The sequence below is a fragment of the Bdellovibrio sp. HCB337 genome, assembly GCF_047302465.1.
In the GTDB taxonomy this organism is placed as follows: domain Bacteria; phylum Bdellovibrionota; class Bdellovibrionia; order Bdellovibrionales; family Bdellovibrionaceae; genus JACMRP01.
This window is the reverse complement of the sequence record NZ_CP178621.1, coordinates 845356-861231: the sequence shown is the minus strand read 5'-3', so window position 1 is coordinate 861231 and position 15876 is coordinate 845356. Positions and strand designations below refer to the sequence as shown.

Below are 15876 nucleotides of genomic sequence, written 5' to 3'. Positions count from 1 at the left end.
AAAAGCCCTGGTGATGAACCGGGGCTTTTTTATTTAAATGCCTTAAAGATTTAGTGATTCTCGGCGGTTTTTAGATATTGCTGGGTCGCCGATTCGATAAAGAACATATTCTTTGTGACTTCTTTTTTAAGAGACTCATCACCAATTAAAGAATTAGATTCCCCGATGTTAGTTTTTAAAAACGGCGCCATCCAAGATTCCGTTGTCAGAATCCCCTGCTGAAAAAGAAACTTTAAATAGAAGTGCATTTTTAAAACAGCGACGTTCTGGCAGCTTTCAATAGCTTTCAATGTGTTGCCCAAAAGATTGAACAAAGAGTCCGAACTCTTATCCCCTTCTTGGCTGACTCGCGAGACGCATTCGATGACTTGCAACGCGAGCTCAAGATGATCGTAATCCTGACGGATTTTTTTGAAGTCATTCAACAAAGTCGCTTCGCTGATCGGATTGAGTTTTCCTTCTCCGGAAGCTTGTTTATAAGTGAATTGGACAAAGTGGGAAGGTTCAAGAACACCGCCACCAAAACGCTTTTTACTTTTCAAAGCACCACGGGCAATAAACGAAAGCTTTTCGCCGACCGGAGACAAAGCATGAACGATCAAGTCCGCCTCGGAATATTTCATGGTACGTAGAATAATAAAACGATCTTTAACTTCCAAATCGGGATCCCTATGAAGATTACCAGCTTTGTTCGGCCTTTATCTCTTCATAGGAGCTTTTTAGGATCTTGGCAAAATCTTTTGTGACAAGCCACCCAGAGTCGATCACTAATAACGACGACAGGTCGTCCATAGTGGGCTTGGGCTCCCACCAAGAGTTAAAAGTCTTGAAATGGTGCCAGCGACATAGGTTTGTTGTGTCCATGGTTTCGTAATATTTCGATGAGTCGACCTGCAGATGGTCATACAGACGCTGCAAGAGGGCCTCTGCACTGACTTCTGGGAACTTCAAGAGCACACGCTCATAAAGGCGCGACACTCCCTGAGCAAACCAAGGCGTCGCTATATCACTGAAGGACTTTTCGAAAGATTCCACCAAAGCTTTGTCTTGGGGGCTGACATGGATTTTTTGAACCACACTTAAGCACTCCGCCACATGCCAATTCATTTGCGGAGCGATCAATGCCGGAGTCTTAAATCTTTCTCCACACAAAGCTACCGCATAGTCGTTGTTCAAATAGCAAATTCGAACTGAGTATGGTCGAGGATGAGCCGTTTCGTAAAAATGTCTGAAGTGAGAAATTCGAACAGCAAAGATTTTCTTTTCGTTCAAAAGCTCATCTAAACGATCATAGTTGTAAAGCTCACCCGTCACTGGATGATCTTCAGCAAACATCACAAACGTGGTGTCTTTCTTAAGGCCGTTCACCCACGCTTCAGGATCCGTCAACGCCAAATGATTCACAGCTTGAACGTTGAAAACCTCTTTGTAGAAATATGGAAGTAAGGAATCAAAATACGGGGTTTGCCCTTTAACGACTCCGAGACTGCGTTTGTGAGAGAGAAATTGGGCGGTACCTTGAGCTACTTCAAAAACCGCGTGAGCCAAACCTTTGTAGATTCTTGCGGTATTGTCCGCTGGAAGTGCGAAATGAATCTTCAGCTGATCATTCAATCTTTCCCATTCTTCTAATGGGACGAGCGCTAATTTCATAAACAGAACATACCACGGACACAAACACATGACGAGAGAAGCCTCGAACGCAAAGACTAAGGTCCGTTTTTATTTTCCAAGTTAGACCCTCAAGAAAAGGACAAGATAGAATGAAAAAGTTCCGAAATTTTTTCTGGAGGATTACCGTATGAAACATCTTTTACTTTGCGCATTCATCTTTGCTACGGGCTCACTGCTTTCAGCTCCGGCCCACGCTATCTTCGAAGTTCGAGCGACTTATGGTCTCTTGGCTTCTAAACCTGATTTGGCACCACTCTTCACTGGCAGCCCAAGCTTGCCAACGATCGCCCCAACCTATGGTCTAGGTGCTGATGCTATCATCTCTCCACCACTTTTCAGCATGGGCTTTGGAGTTCGTTATGAAAACATGGGTGTTGAAGCTTCTAGCAGCGGTATCGAGTTTAAAGCCAACTACTCTCGCACTGCATTGCTTTTGAATTATCGTCTTATCGACACATTGTTGTTCTTGGGCCCGATCGTGACTTACGGGATTTCTCATTCTGGCGAAGTTAAAGCTATCCAAAACGGCACTGAGACAGGCGTCTTTAGCTCTGACAAAATCACTTCATACTCTGTGGGCCTTGAGGCCGGTGTGAAGCTCATTGGCTTTCATTTGGGTGCAGAGCTTGGTTATCAAGACTTCCGCTGGAAGAACGCAACGGACAGCACAGGCAACGTAGCGACCCAAGACATCAACATGTCAGGTTCTTATGCTAAGGTTTTGTTAGGATTTGGCATCTAATTACAATCGCGAACAAAAATTTAAAACTAAACAGAAAAAAGGGCTGGAATTTCCGGCCCTTTTCGTTTTTATTCAGTTGGCTGTCAAAACCGTGTTTCCCATGGAAAATAAACTCATTTCAGGGCACAATAAGTTCTAGTTGGAGGACATTCCAAAATGCAAAATACGACCGTTAAAAAAAGTTTTAAACAATGGCTTTCCCAATATGATCTTACGGTCTCTCTCTTTCTTGTTTTAAATCCTCTTATTTCCGTTATTTTGACGATTTGCTATTTCGCAACGACGGACCGAGTTCACTGGGGCATCCTTGCTTTTGCTTTGGTTTTTGCAGCTGCTACAAATCTGAGCATTACTGCGGGTTATCATCGCCTCTTTTCACACAAAAGCTATGATGCACACCCGATTCTTAAGGCGTTGTTTCTTTTAGTGGGCGCTTCGGGCTTTCAAGGTTCTTGCTTGAAATGGTCTTCGGATCATCGCCGTCATCACGCTAAAATCGACACCGAAAATGACCCTTACAATATCCATGAAGGTTTCTGGTACGCCCACATGGGTTGGATGTTCCGCAAAGACAGCGTGAACCTGCCGGTCCAAGCTCCAGATCTCGAAAAAGACTGGATGGTTCATTTCCAAGATAAGCACTATGTGTGGATTGCCATAGCGACGGGCTTCTTCGTTCCGATGATTATTGGTTATTTCTTAGGCAGCGCTTTAGCGGGCCTTGCAATTGCCGGTGGGCTTCGTATTGCACTCACTCAGCAAAGCACTTTCTTTGTGAACTCTCTTTGCCATACTTTGGGCACTCAGACTTACTCTCGCGAGATCTCTGCGCGTGACAGTCTGTTCGTCGCATTTCTGACTCATGGTGAGGGCTATCACAACTTCCACCACAAATTCCAAATCGACTACCGTAACGGCATTCGTTGGTACCACTGGGATCCGACCAAATGGACGATCCTGACTTTGAAGTGGATGGGACTTGCCTACAAACTCCGCCAAATTTCTAGCGCGGAAATTTTGAAAGCACGTCTTCAGGTGGAAAGTTTGAAAATGAAAAGCCGCGGTTTCTCTGAAGAGCATTTAGAAAATCTGCGCGAAAAAATTCTTTCTGCACAAATGAAAATGAAGAAACTTGGAGAAGACTACGAACGCATGAAGAGCGAATTCCAAGACGCTTCTAAAGCCAAACTCGAACAGATCAAAACTGAAATGCAAGTTGCCAAACTTGAATTCGAGATGGGCATGAGACTCTGGCGCATTTATATGAAAACCGCCTAGCGACATTGAAGATTCAGTCAATGACTGAATCTTCACTTGTTCTGTTTCATGGAGCTTGATTTAAAAATCCCCATGAAAAAGGTAATTACTCTACTTTTCTTAATGCCGCTCGCAGCCTGCGGGCCTAATAAAAACCCCACCCTCATTCATTCTGGTACTGACGACGCTTCAATCGTAGGCGGTCAGGTTGTTGATAAAGAAATATTCGCAAAGCACGTTGTGGCTATCTACAACTCCAAAGAAGGAGTTCTCTGCACGGGGACTTTGATTGCTAATAATTTGGTTTTAACGGCCGCTCATTGTGCAAATACGGGAGTGCCATCCGAATATGCGATCTTCTTCACCAAGAATCCTAAAGTGAATCAGTCCCTTGTCCGTCACGTAACAAACATCCGCGTGCATGCATACAATCCAAAATCCTATGCAGATCGAAAAGATTTGGCGATTCTTCGCTTTGATGGATATCCGCCAGCAGGATTTGAACCTATGCCTCTTCCGACAGAGCAAGATCTTGCTGATGCAGGAAGAACATTCTATGCGACAGGGTATGGCACTGTGACCGGGCGTAAAGACATTACCGAACGGCAAGGCGGCACTCTTCGCTATACACAAGTGACAATAAATGAGCCAGAGATAACAACCGCGACTTCTCAGTTTTCAGTGAGTCAGCAAAATGGACACGGAATTTGCTTTGGAGATTCCGGAGGCCCTGCCTTTGCAAAAATCGATGACCGAAGAGTTGTAATGGGCGTGGCTTCTGCGGTTTACAGTCTTGATCAAGAGGCAAGAAAAAAGCCTGATTTCGACATTTGCCGATATCAGGCTATTTATATTTCGACGTATTTCCACTTACCTTGGATTCAAAAGACCGCAGCAGAGCTTGCGGTCTACTGAATCCCAAAATAGAAACTACTCTTTGCGGATACGAGAAGAGTGCTCGATCTTCAAAGACACTGGCACCCCTTCATTTAAACCAACGTGCTGTCTTACAACAGTCACACGTACGCTGATTGTTTTACCATCACGAACTTTGTCTTTCAGAATTTGTGATGGAACGCCAAGATCAGATCCCAACATCAAGCGATAGAAGTTATTCGTTGAAAGAGGCATATTTTCAAGCGCGATTTCTTTTGTAGAAACCACTTGGCCGTCTTTCTCGCCAACGATCACTTCGATGCGGTAAAGAGTGCTAACGCCTTCGTCTTTCGGAGCTTGATCACGGAAGAACAAACGAGAGTCTTCTTTTTCGCCACGAATTTCAAATCTGCCGATCTGAGACTTATCCATATAGACGCTGGCATTTTTCAACGAAGACACCGTTTGAGTCGCAGAGATCACAGTATCGATGTCTGCCGCCAACGGAAGGCCTTTTCTGAAAAGACGAATGTCGACTTGGTAAGTTTTGTTTTCAGTTAGAATTACTTGTAATGGAATACTGACTTGAGCCGCTTGAGCAACAACAGAGCCTTGAGCAAGGATGTCAGTCGTTCCGACTTCAAACACTTGATAGCTGTAGGCAGTGTCAACACGCGGACGAAGTCCTTCGTCTGTGAAACGGATGACTGAGCCTTCTTTGATTGCTTGTAAACCAAGTCCCTTAATAGTCGCAACACCCAATTGATCTTGGGAGTACAAAGCGACACGCTTTAAAGTCACGACAATACCAGCGCCATTCACATCTTGACGTTCAACTTCGTAGCCAAAAAGAACTTTCTTCGGAGTTAGCTTTACAGATGGGCTTGATTCGCTACCTGTAAACTCGACAGAGAAGGTTTCTTGCTCGGCTCCAGCTAGAACAGTTTCTGCTGGGAAAACCACGCGGACTGGCAATTGGAATTGGTGATCAAAGACAGTTCTGATTTCTGTCTTACAGCAAACTTCTTTGTCACGGTAACGAGTGACTGTGCGAGTACGCTGTTCTTGGCGATAACGAGTCACCGTGCGATGACGAAGCTCTTGACGGTAACGAGTCACCCAACGAGTTCTTTCAACTGCACGCGTACGGCGTACCGGCACATAGTCACAGTCTTGATAACGACGTGTAATGGTTTCGCACACTGGTTGAGTGGTGCAAACACGGCGTGGGCTTCCGTCTGGATTGGTTCCAGGGGCAATGTGGCAGCTTTCTTTGTCGTGACAAATACGTTCATCACGGCTGCGCTCTTCGCAGCGATATTCTTGCTCGTAGTATTCTTCGTAGTCTGTGTAAGTTTCTTGATCTTGATAAGGAACGTTTTCGTAGTAACTTTCGGTCTCTTGGTACGGCACATTTTCGTAGTAAGTCTCTGTGTCCTGGTAAGGCTCTTGAACCGTGTAAGGCACTTGAACAGATTCTTGGCGATAAATATTTTTAGTTAAGGTCTCTGAAACTTCGGTGCCAGATGCGGCACTTCGAGTCAAAGTCGCAGTGGTTTTCTCAGCAGGTGCAGCGTTTGCGACGACGCCAAGCCCCGCTGTTGCGATCAACAAAATCGCAAAAGCGTTTTTAATTTTCTGGTGCATTTTGATTCCCCCCTTTGGGCAACCGAAAGGTGGAGCAAACTTTGTGCCGAGTTTTTCGGTGTCACTTTGGTGATTTTTTGCGTGATGCTCTGCGGAACCAGCGCTGGCGGCGATACTCAAGAGGCCTTTACAAAACCTGCTCAGAAATGATCGGGCTTTATACACTTATAAACATCTTGTTCAGTAGCCATTTACTGCACGCACCAACCTTGATTATTTCTTATCTCATTTTGAGACTTATTGTATCGGATTAGGATACTCCTGAGACAATAATGCTAAGCTATAAGTAAGCTTCAAATAAGTAACAAGGAGTAACTTATGAGACTGCTTATCGTCCTTGGTATTACTTGCTTGGCCTTACTACTTTCTGCCTGTGGAAAAGGTAGTGATGCATCAAACTCTACATCGGATTCAGACGCCGGCACCGCTGGAACTGGCTCCGACACCGACCCCTCATCGAAAAGTATTTTTGGCGTGTGGACTGAAGAAGGCAACGTCTTTTCAGTGGACTTAAGAGCTGCACAATTTGGTGTTACCTCTGAGGCGTACATTACTTCAGGAACCGTCGGAAGCTGTACCTGCCAAGTGCTGGTTCAAGGTTCGCAGGCTTCTGGTACGATGAACTTTTTAAGTTGCAACAACGGCAGCGTCGGTTGCGTTGAATTGCGCCCATCAGGCGCATATAAGAGATTAAGCACTTCCCGCCTACAGCTTTGCTCAAACGTCAGTTGCATCTATCTTAGGTAAACCACTGATTTAGTGATCAGTGGCTTTCTATTTTTGAGTGGGCCTCCACCAGAAGGCTCCGGCATCATCAATTTGCCCATCTTGTGTTTGAAATACTTTTTCAACGCTCTCTAATTCAAAATGAAGATTGAGCTTAGCAAGCATTTCTTTAAAAGGCGCGTGAACTTGGGTTTGGTGAATAAGGTCTACTAAAATCCTATTCGTAGACTTTTGAGATTTATGTTTTGGATAATTTTTTCGAAAGTCTTGATAATCAGCAGACTGCTCAGCCGCTTTGGCAACAATTAAATTCCAACTACCATCCGGTTGAAGACTCTTTAGTCCATTCGTTGAAATGCTTTTGATGTTTGTAGCAGCATAATCTTTGAGTATTCTCGAAAGGACTTTTTCATGAAGGCTAGCCGCTTGATTAAATGGCAACTTGCATTCAGTGCGGTTTTTGAGGTGAACCTCAAGCACCTGATCTTTCTTTTCTGAGTTAGTTTGCCAAGCAACGCGGCAATCATTTTCAGTCAACTCGTATCTGGCTTCGACTTTGTCAGCCCCTTGCAGGATGCGCGATTCGATTTTTACCAAAACCTCTGGTTCCGGTTTTTCTACAGAAACCGGTTTTTCAGTTTTAGGTGTGCAGGACAGAACAAAAAACAGAATGGAAACAATACTCTTATACATAGATTTGATATTGTCCCACAATGCCGGACTTGGGAAACAAAATACCCAATAAGGGACAAGAAATTACTACTGAATCTGCACCACAGTCACATGGATGTACGTATTATCGATAGCCCCCGGAGAGACCGTGTTTTCTGTCACTTGATACTTGAGTGTCGTCCCATAGGCTGGAACTGTGATGTAGCCAAAGCTAGAACCACTGACTTCTTTGGTCCCAGCCCCTGAAGTCCCGCCGACGTCGGCAAAGCCCGTTTGAATTTCCGTGGGCCCCTCATCGGTTTTTAACTGAATCATATAAGAGTAGTCTGCTGAAGCTATCGTCGGCTTTACTCGTGAGTTTAAAAGCACCAGAAACTGCCCTTCTGGTAAAGTTAAAGAGTTGCTTGCTAGCAAATCATAGTCTTTTGTGTAAATACTCATCCCCGAAGCCGATCCGTGGCAGCCAATGATTCTGGCAACCGCAGGCACCGTCGTATCCACGGCTAAGATGGTTGAAACAACAACAGGCTTTAGTGCCCTGACCAAACTTGTTGCTGCAAAATGAATCTGCCACTCGGCCAAGTAGGTATTGCCCGTACCGGATTTGATGTTCAGTTCTATATTTTCTGCAACCAAAGTGGAAGCAAAGGGTGACACCGCTTTGTTTTGTTCGACCACCGCAGGAGCCGCGTAGCTTGCAGAAGTATAAATCTTAGGAATCGTTATCTTCTGTGGCAAACTGGTCGAATCAAATGACGCCGGAGACGGCGTATTTATAGAGAATAGGCATGCAGAGCTTTTTGTCAGAGTCGCAGTCAGCACGGACTGCAGGTCTTTACTGGCAATAACTTCACCTAAGCCCTTCACCTCTTTCTGTTGCGCCACCATAGTAGAGGCAATGGCAGAAAGTATGATCATTGATATAGCCATCGATATAATTACTTGAATTAGCGATTGGCCTTTTTGACTGAAAATCGTTTTCATAAGTTGGCCCTCAATCAAAGAATATCCCCAGCCACTCATTTGCACAAATTTTTGAACGCAGATTCTCAGAATGAATTTCGTCTATAAAAACATTAGTCACAATCCTAAAACTTACCCTCTAATCAAGAGTTTATAGGTTTAGAAAAGCGACTAAAAGAAAGTCGGAATTAATCGAAGAAACCGAGGAACTTTTTCTCTACGACGTCTTTAGAGTAAGTCGATTGAGCCTTTTGGTAACCGCCTTCAGCAAGGGTTTGGCGGAGGTCCGTTTGGGTCGCCAATTTTTCCATTGCGATAGCTAAGTCTTGTGGATTTTTCGGCTCTACTAAAAGACCATTGATATTGTTGTCGATGATGTTGGGAACACCGCCGGCATTGGTCGCAATTACTGGGGTTTTCGAAGCCATGGCTTCAATAAGAACGCGACCAAAAGTTTCTCGGTCTGAAGGCATTAGAAGAACATCCAACGACGCGATGATTTTATCCATATCCGAGCGATAGCCTGTGAAATGCACAAGGTCCTCGATGCCCAAATCTTTGGACATCTTTTTTAGCACATCGAGGTAGTTCATTTCGTTCTTGGTATTTTCACCAACAATCACAAGCCGCAAAGGAATGTTTTTCTGTTTCAGGATCTTTAGAGCCTCTAAAGCAACGCCCTGCCCTTTTTGCGGATCCAAGCGAGACGCCGTTCCCATCAAAGGAATTCCAGGCATGCCGCCCATACTTGCACGCACTTCTTCAGAACGATTTCTTGGGTTAAACTTTTCGCAGTCCACGAAATTTGGAAGGACCGCAATCTGACTTTCTTTTAAAGGCAGGAATTCTAGAAGATTCTCTTTGTGATTTTGAGTCAGGCAAATAAGAGTCTGCAATTTTCCATAGACCCAGCGGTGAATGAAATCTTTCTTATTCACACCGATAAACATATGTGCAATCGCAATCATATTGATTTCAGGAATCCCGATGGCGGCAACTGAAAGAAGTTTCAAATCTTTCAGCATCTGCACTAGAAAATACTGAATGCCGTGTTTTTTGATAAAACTTCGCACTTTCAAAAAATCAAAAGGCTTTTTACGAATGCTGACCGTGGAAAGATTCAACGCCTTAAGATGCTGCTCTAGCGGAGAGCCCTCAAAACAAAGAGTATGACACTCAAAACCGTTCTTCGTCAGAGAAATAGCATTTTCATAGGCGACCATTTCAAGGCCGCCCCATGATTTTGAAAGACAAGATTGAAGGACTCTTTTGGGCATGGCCCAGTATGGACCTAACGGATGAATTTGATCAAGTGATCATCATCAAAGCGAACTTTTTTGTTGTTCTGATATGCGTCCTCTTGATGACGATATCCCAACGCCACAGTAGCAACGGTTTTCCAACCAGAACCTTCAAGTTCGAGAATTTTGTCATAAGCCGCGGGATCTAGCCCCTCCATCGGGCAGGCATCGATTTTTAAGAGCGCCGCAGTCTCTAACAAAAAGCCCATCGCAATATACGATTGGCGCTGAGCCCAGTTTTCTATCTTTTTAGGATTTGGCGTTAGCACCAGGTTTTGCAACATCACCTGTTTGTAACCATCTAAGCTTTCTTGAGAAACACCGCGCACCTCGGCGATGCGATCAACATACTTCTGCACATGGGGCTCATCCATCTGTTCTTTATAAAGAAGGACGACGTAGTGGCTAGAGTCTGTCACCTGTGTTTGGTTCCAAGAGACCTCTCTGAGCTTTTCACGCAAAGCAGGATTCTGAACTACCAGGAATTTCCAAGGCTGAACTCCATAAGAGGAAGGGGCTAATTTCAGGGAGTCTTCCAGGATTTTCCAGTCGGCTTCAGATATCTTTTTTGTAGCGTCAAAACGTTTTGTGGCATAGCGCCACTCGAGGGCTTGTTTAATCTCAGAATGATTCATGGGGTCTCCTTAACATCCTTTTAAATGCAACAGATACACGCACATTATGACCCTAAGGCCATTTAAATGCAACAGATAAAGTTACAATTAAGGTCTATTGTCTATACCTGAGAAATACCCTATACTTAACCTATGAATGACCAAAGGTTTTCAGCCTCAGTTCATATAATGACCGTTCTTGCCTTCCATAAGGACGAGAAAATGACGTCAGAACAGTTGGCGGAGAGTATCCGTACCAACCCGACGGTCGTTCGCCGTTTACTGGCGAAACTGGCTGAGGCCGGCCTCTTGGAATCCTTTAAAGGAAAAGCTGGTGGCGTGCTTCTGGCAAAACCACCAAAAGAAATCACGCTCAAAGATATTTACATGGCGACGACGACTGATAAAAAATTGATCTGTACGTCTGAAAAAGAGCCAACCAAATCCTGCTTGGTCAGCTGTAATATGAAAGAAATTATGGCGGATGTTATTGAAGGCTTCGAGGATCACTCGATGGTTTACCTAGCCAAGATCCGCCTTTCTGACCTGACTTCAAAAGTTTCTAAAACTTAAGCCAGAAATCCTTCGGCTTTTAAAAGACCGACTTTGGTTTCAGTGCCGCCACGGTATTTGAAGATGTTGCCGTTCTTACCGATCACACGGTGACATGGGATCCACACGCAAATTGGGTTTTGACCAATCGCTGTACCCACCGCACGGATCGCTTTTGGCTTTTTGATTTTTTTAGCCACATCAGAATAAGTCACAGTTGTGCCATGAGGAATATTCAATAGTTCCAACCATACCTTCATTTGGAATTCTGTTCCTTGAAGCTTAAGCTTGTGCTTCTTTTTCCAGAAATTGCCCTTGGTCCATTTTACCGGTTGGAACTTTCCAATATGGAAGTGGTAGTGCTTGTGAAGGAACTCACCCAAATCTTTTTCAAGCGCAGCTTTGCCAGGATTGTAGCTTCCCAAGAAGACCATTTCATCGCTTTCAAATACTGCCAACCAATCGCCGACTTCAGAAGGAACTTTGTAAAGATAGAATTCCAAATCACCCATTTTTAAACCTCACTTTTCAATGCCTTGGGATTACTAAGGGAGCAGCTAAAAAGCAAGAGCAGAGCATCAGAACCTTGTATTTACGGGCCTTTCGGGATGCAATGTTAATAAACAAGGAGGAACTTCTATGAAATTACTACTTTCGTTGGCGACAGCTTTGCTTCTTTCCACTTCGGCTCTGGCAATGGATTCTCAGACCGTCACTTTGGAAGTGAACTCTGAGGGCGTTTCTACCCTACAGGATCAGTTCTATTCTTATAACTTTGGCACGACCTCAAGACACATGCCACGCTATGCGGACTTCAACCTGACTAACAATGGGCCGGGTGATTTGGTGATTCAACAAATCGCAACTGCTGGCGCAGATTTCTCTGCATATCACGGCTGCCCGTCGGTGTTGCCGCCAAATACGTATTGCACCATCCGCGTTCGCTTTAGTCCTTGGACAGAAGGCTTCAAAGCAGGCCGTCTTGTGATCTTTACTCACACAGGACGCATGATTGTGAACCTAAGCGGCTGGGGCTCTCGTTACTAAGACGGGCCCTTTTTAGAAAATTCTAAGTTTTTACTTTTAGAGACCCGGCAACTGAAACCCGAGCGAACTTCGCAGGTGATCGTTGCCGGGCTTCTTTTTGAGCCACCCAAAATCACTTTGAGTTCTTCGCCATTCTTACGAGGCTCTTTCCATTTCACAGGTACTGGCGCAAAAGAAGCGGCTTTGCCCGTTTTCGAAGTCACCGAATAATTGAGTTCGTGTTCGTGAGTGCATTCGACGTGTTTGCTTTTACGACCTTTACAAGAATAAAAATGAAGACTGACCTCGCAAGATCCAGAGCGTCCGCATTTTTGATCCCGGTCTGAAGCACTGGCTGTCATCAGGTGTTTGCCATCTGGGGAAATCGTCACCGCTCCTTCAGTCACCTTGTATTCAGTTCCTGAAATCAAATCATAGACACGATAAAAGTTTGTCGGAGCAGGCTCACGCACTAAGTGTTGAAAATAGATCAACCCGTCTTTGCAATCGATGCGCGCTAATGTTGTTGGCGAGCTATAAATGGAATCGGCCTGATTGTGGATTGCAAACTGCTTTGATTTATTAGATGGATTTACGTAGTAGGACTCGACCCACGATGGAGGATTCGGATCCATCGGCGCTTGCTTGGTTTTCTTTTTTTCGATGAGTAGCCAAGGATTCTTGCCCTTTTTAACAGGAATACTCTCGGAGCACACATCAAACGAGAATGCTTTGGCTGGAAATTTTTCGGGATTCTCAGTGCTTTCGCCAAATCCTCGATCCGGGATATCAATCGCGTAAACGGAAAAAACATAAAGTAAAAACATTTTAATCACTGTCATTCCACTAAGTTGACAGAAAACGGACCTCATTAAAATAAAATTGTGAAACCTAGGCCAACTCCGATTGCTATATTTGAAGGTAGAAACCCGGGAGGAAATATTATGAAACACAGTTTATGGCTTTGTTTGGCGATTCTTGCCATGACGTCAACGGCATCCGCCGAAAAAATATATTGTTACTTCAACGAACCCTCAGTGAAAACCACCTATGATTCGGACACGAACGAATTCACCATCGAGGCTCTGGGTAGCAGTCCTCAGACACTTACCGGACATGTGGTTTTTGGCGCTGGCATTCTTAAAATCAGCGATACCGGCCTGATGCACTTTCTGGAAGTGAACACGATGAAAGAGGGCTCGGATGGAATGTCTGATTTTAAGTATCCCTACCATGGAACCCTCATGGGCAAGTACAGCAACCCTCAGGGTGGCTGCGAAACAGATCACGTAAAAAAATATCAGTAATAAACTAAAAAGGCTCTCGTCTTGGGTCTGACTTGTGCCATACTTTTCGTATGGCAACAATCATGACCCACGCCGTAGTTGGCTATACTATTGCTCGCATCTGTGTGCGCAAGCCCATTAGCCCGATCTATTGGATCATGGCGATGATTGCGCCCATGCTCCCAGATCTAGATGTACTCGGTCACCAATACGGAATTCGCTATCAAGATTGCCTTGGCCATCGCGGAGCCTCGCACTCGATAGCCGCCGCATTCTTAGCCGCGATCATACTACTGGTGATTTTTAAACTCATCACGAACACCAAAGGCTTCCTGACCCTGAAAGACTGCTTCTGGGGGTTCTTCTTAGGTATTTTCTCTCACTGCCTCCTCGATGCACTAACAAACGGTGGTCTAGGCGTCGCCGTATTCTGGCCAATGAACTGCGCCCGCTACTTCTTCCCTATTCGTCCTTTGGAGGTCTCTCCACTTAGTGTCGAGAAATTCTTCGAGCAAGGCTTCTTCATTATGAAGAACGAGTTTTACTACGTCTGGATTCCGTGCTTAGCGATTCTTGCGCTGGACTATGCCTACCAAAGATTCTCAATAAGAAACCGTTCCTAAAAACGCGCCCAAAAGAATTACAAAAACGAAAATTCCGAAGCAAATTTGTCGAAATTTTTGAAAGAGCTTTTGGATCTTGATTGAGCGGGGCTCAAGCGGCGCCTGGACGGCGCGAACCCGCCGGAACGGCGGGCGCTTGCGTGAGGGCCGGACGCCCGTCCCCCGAAAGCAAGAGCCGAAAGAGCTTTCAAAAATTTCGACAAATCCCGCGTTCGAACCCCAGGCGCGACATTGGTCTAATTCTGTTCCCACAATTTCCACTTCACTTGGCCCCAGTCCCCGCTAGGCAGGATCATTGCTATAGGGGGAAGTTTATGAATCTATTGAAATCACTGTGTTTGATTTTGCTGTTCTCTTCATCTTCTTGGGCAGAATCATTTATCAACGTAAAAACACTCAATGAAAAGCTGGAAAAAGAAAATGCAACTTGGGTTGCCAAGGAAAACTGGCTTACGCGTTTACCGAAAGCGGAAATACAACGTATGCTGGGCCTGAAGGGTCATGTTGAGTCTGATGTCGAGTTTGATCTTCCAGAGCAATACAATGCTAATGTTCCTTCGAAATTCGATTGGAGAAATAAAGGCGGCAGAAATTGGGTTTCTCCGATGCTCAATCAAGCGAACTGCGGAAGCTGCGTGGCTTTTGCTGCAATCGGCGTGATGGAAACACAAATGAATATCGCAACAGCGATTCCATCATTGAACGTACGTCTTTCTACTCAGCAGTTATTCTCTTGTGGTGGTGGTGTTTGTGATTACGGCTGGTATCCAGACGAAGCAATGGATTTCCTCTATGAAAAAGGCGTTACCGACGAAGCATGTATGCCCTACTCTTCTGGCGCTAGCGCTAAAGACGTCGCATGTAACGATTCTTGTGCCGATGCTCCTAGAAGAAATTATAAAATTTCTGAATGGGGACGCAGCACAAAGTTTTTCAGAAATTTGAACCAAATCCGTGAAGACTTGCAGCGTGGTCCATTGATCGCAACTCTGACAGTTTACTCTGACTTCGTTTCTTATTCAGGCGGCGTTTACAAACGTTCTAAAGATGCTGAGCCACTTGGTGGCCACGCGGTTTCTATCGTAGGTTATGACGACTCCAAACAAGCCTTGATCATTCGTAACAGCTGGGGCGAAGAATGGGGTGAAAAAGGTTATGGCTATGTTTCTTACGATGACAAATCTGGTGTAGGCCGTGGCACTTGGTGGCTGAATGTAAATCCTTCTGTTGGCGGCGTCGCGATGGTGACTCCAAAAGATTATACTTATATCACCGGCGCTCATACATTGACGGCAAAAGCAGCTGCTGAAAAAGCTGAAAGCATTAGTTTCTCTATTTTTGATGGTAACAATAAATCCATTTGGTCTTCTTCATGCCAAGGAAAAGCTTGCGGTGTAAACTTCGACAGCACTCAGTTTGCAGACGGCCGTTATGAAATCCAAGCGACCTCGCAAAATGCAAATGGCGGTAAAATCGCAAATTCTGTTCGTCATTTTTTCTATATCGTAAATCAAAAGCCAGAGTTGAAGCTTTCTTTCACGGGTGCTGATGGCTTGGACCTTAACAAGCCTTTAAGCGAACGCCCCGAGTTCTTAGTCAACGTTCCAGCGATGGCAGTACCAATGAGTTCTATCCAGCTTTTTATTAAAGATTCTAAAGGCAAGGTCACCGTAAAATCGAGTGAAGTCGTTAGAAACAACATGAAGATCGGCTGGAGAACGAACTTCGTTCCAAATGGAACTTATGAAGTTTGGATGGTCGGAAAGCTTCAGAGCACGGGCATGGATCTTATGACTGAAACTCCTCACAAGACTGTGAAGGTATATAACGAACCTTACTAGTCTCGCTCTGAGACACTGCTCGACCGTTCAATTTGTTGAGCATTACATACACTGACTAGGGCTTGGTCGCTAATGA

The 15876-nt window shown here is 44.8% G+C and carries 18 protein-coding genes; 9 read left to right on the top strand and 9 right to left on the bottom strand.

The window, feature by feature from the left end; all coding sequences use genetic code 11:
- Positions 1 to 50: 50 nt before the first annotated feature.
- Together recO and ACLWBB_RS04110 are read right to left on the bottom strand one after the other, a co-directional pair.
- Positions 51 to 659: a DNA repair protein RecO gene (gene recO, locus ACLWBB_RS04115; RefSeq protein ID WP_413290306.1), complete on the bottom strand. Its 609-nt coding sequence runs from the start codon at positions 657 to 659 to the stop codon at positions 51 to 53.
- Positions 660 to 678: 19 nt separating this feature from the next.
- On the bottom strand, positions 679 to 1653 hold the full coding sequence (locus ACLWBB_RS04110) for a hypothetical protein (protein ID WP_413290305.1): 975 nt from the start codon (positions 1651 to 1653) through the stop codon (positions 679 to 681).
- 148 nt (positions 1654 to 1801) lie between these two features.
- Between ACLWBB_RS04110 and ACLWBB_RS04105 the strand changes: the two genes are divergently transcribed.
- The 3 genes from ACLWBB_RS04105 (at position 1802) to ACLWBB_RS04095 (ending at position 4588) form a co-directional block, all read left to right on the top strand.
- Positions 1802 to 2416 (top strand): hypothetical protein, encoded by a 615-nt coding sequence (locus tag ACLWBB_RS04105; RefSeq protein WP_413290304.1) that lies wholly within the window; start codon positions 1802 to 1804, stop codon positions 2414 to 2416.
- Positions 2417 to 2572: 156 nt separating this feature from the next.
- Complete coding sequence (locus ACLWBB_RS04100) at positions 2573 to 3694, top strand: fatty acid desaturase (RefSeq protein WP_413290303.1); 1122 nt, start codon at positions 2573 to 2575, stop codon at positions 3692 to 3694.
- Positions 3695 to 3766: 72 nt separating this feature from the next.
- Positions 3767 to 4588 carry a S1 family peptidase gene (locus ACLWBB_RS04095; RefSeq protein ID WP_413290302.1) on the top strand — a complete coding sequence of 274 codons (822 nt, stop codon included), beginning with the start codon at positions 3767 to 3769 and terminating at the stop codon, positions 4586 to 4588.
- 15 nt (positions 4589 to 4603) lie between these two features.
- Here ACLWBB_RS04095 and ACLWBB_RS04090 read toward each other — a convergent pair whose 3' ends face one another.
- Complete coding sequence (locus ACLWBB_RS04090) at positions 4604 to 6196, bottom strand: hypothetical protein (protein WP_413290301.1); 1593 nt, start codon at positions 6194 to 6196, stop codon at positions 4604 to 4606.
- Positions 6197 to 6514: 318 nt separating this feature from the next.
- On the opposite strand from ACLWBB_RS04090, the gene ACLWBB_RS04085 reads away from it, so the two are divergent.
- Positions 6515 to 6943: a hypothetical protein gene (locus tag ACLWBB_RS04085; RefSeq protein WP_413290300.1), complete on the top strand. Its 429-nt coding sequence runs from the start codon at positions 6515 to 6517 to the stop codon at positions 6941 to 6943.
- A gap of 27 nt (positions 6944 to 6970) precedes the next feature.
- Here the strand turns inward: ACLWBB_RS04085 and ACLWBB_RS04080 are convergent, their stop codons facing one another.
- The 4 genes from ACLWBB_RS04080 to ACLWBB_RS04065 all read right to left on the bottom strand — a co-directional run bounded on the left by ACLWBB_RS04080 (position 6971) and on the right by ACLWBB_RS04065 (position 10493).
- Positions 6971 to 7615 carry a hypothetical protein gene (locus ACLWBB_RS04080; RefSeq protein WP_413290299.1) on the bottom strand — a complete coding sequence of 215 codons (645 nt, stop codon included), beginning with the start codon at positions 7613 to 7615 and terminating at the stop codon, positions 6971 to 6973.
- A 66-nt stretch (positions 7616 to 7681) separates the two neighbouring features.
- A complete protein-coding gene (locus ACLWBB_RS04075) occupies positions 7682 to 8578 on the bottom strand; it encodes a hypothetical protein (RefSeq protein WP_413290298.1) in 897 nt (298 codons plus the stop codon).
- Positions 8579 to 8745: 167 nt separating this feature from the next.
- Positions 8746 to 9834 carry a glycosyltransferase family 4 protein gene (locus ACLWBB_RS04070; RefSeq protein WP_413290297.1) on the bottom strand — a complete coding sequence of 363 codons (1089 nt, stop codon included), beginning with the start codon at positions 9832 to 9834 and terminating at the stop codon, positions 8746 to 8748.
- 14 nt (positions 9835 to 9848) lie between these two features.
- Complete coding sequence (locus tag ACLWBB_RS04065) at positions 9849 to 10493, bottom strand: NAD(P)H-dependent oxidoreductase (RefSeq protein ID WP_413290296.1); 645 nt, start codon at positions 10491 to 10493, stop codon at positions 9849 to 9851.
- 132 nt (positions 10494 to 10625) lie between these two features.
- Here ACLWBB_RS04065 and ACLWBB_RS04060 point away from each other — a divergent pair, with 132 nt between their 5' ends.
- Positions 10626 to 11045, top strand: a complete 420-nt coding sequence (locus tag ACLWBB_RS04060; protein ID WP_413290295.1) for an RrF2 family transcriptional regulator — start codon at positions 10626 to 10628, stop codon at positions 11043 to 11045.
- On the opposite strand, the gene ACLWBB_RS04055 is transcribed toward ACLWBB_RS04060, so the two are convergent.
- A complete protein-coding gene (locus tag ACLWBB_RS04055) occupies positions 11042 to 11536 on the bottom strand; it encodes a methylated-DNA--[protein]-cysteine S-methyltransferase (protein WP_413290294.1) in 495 nt (164 codons plus the stop codon). The two genes, ACLWBB_RS04060 and ACLWBB_RS04055, sit on opposite strands and share 4 nt — an antisense overlap.
- Before the next feature lie 127 nt (positions 11537 to 11663).
- On the opposite strand from ACLWBB_RS04055, the gene ACLWBB_RS04050 reads away from it, so the two are divergent.
- Complete coding sequence (locus ACLWBB_RS04050; protein ID WP_413290293.1) at positions 11664 to 12071, top strand: hypothetical protein; 408 nt, start codon at positions 11664 to 11666, stop codon at positions 12069 to 12071.
- On the opposite strand, the gene ACLWBB_RS04045 is transcribed toward ACLWBB_RS04050, so the two are convergent.
- Positions 12068 to 12892 carry a hypothetical protein gene (locus ACLWBB_RS04045; RefSeq protein WP_413290292.1) on the bottom strand — a complete coding sequence of 275 codons (825 nt, stop codon included), beginning with the start codon at positions 12890 to 12892 and terminating at the stop codon, positions 12068 to 12070. The two genes, ACLWBB_RS04050 and ACLWBB_RS04045, sit on opposite strands and share 4 nt — an antisense overlap.
- A gap of 102 nt (positions 12893 to 12994) precedes the next feature.
- On the opposite strand from ACLWBB_RS04045, the gene ACLWBB_RS04040 reads away from it, so the two are divergent.
- From ACLWBB_RS04040 to ACLWBB_RS04030, 3 genes are all read left to right on the top strand, one after another.
- Positions 12995 to 13357 (top strand): hypothetical protein, encoded by a 363-nt coding sequence (locus ACLWBB_RS04040; RefSeq protein ID WP_413290291.1) that lies wholly within the window; start codon positions 12995 to 12997, stop codon positions 13355 to 13357.
- A gap of 62 nt (positions 13358 to 13419) precedes the next feature.
- On the top strand, positions 13420 to 13959 hold the full coding sequence (locus ACLWBB_RS04035) for a metal-dependent hydrolase (RefSeq protein WP_413290290.1): 540 nt from the start codon (positions 13420 to 13422) through the stop codon (positions 13957 to 13959).
- Positions 13960 to 14273: 314 nt separating this feature from the next.
- On the top strand, positions 14274 to 15800 hold the full coding sequence (locus ACLWBB_RS04030) for a C1 family peptidase (protein ID WP_413290289.1): 1527 nt from the start codon (positions 14274 to 14276) through the stop codon (positions 15798 to 15800).
- Positions 15801 to 15876 lie beyond the last annotated feature (76 nt).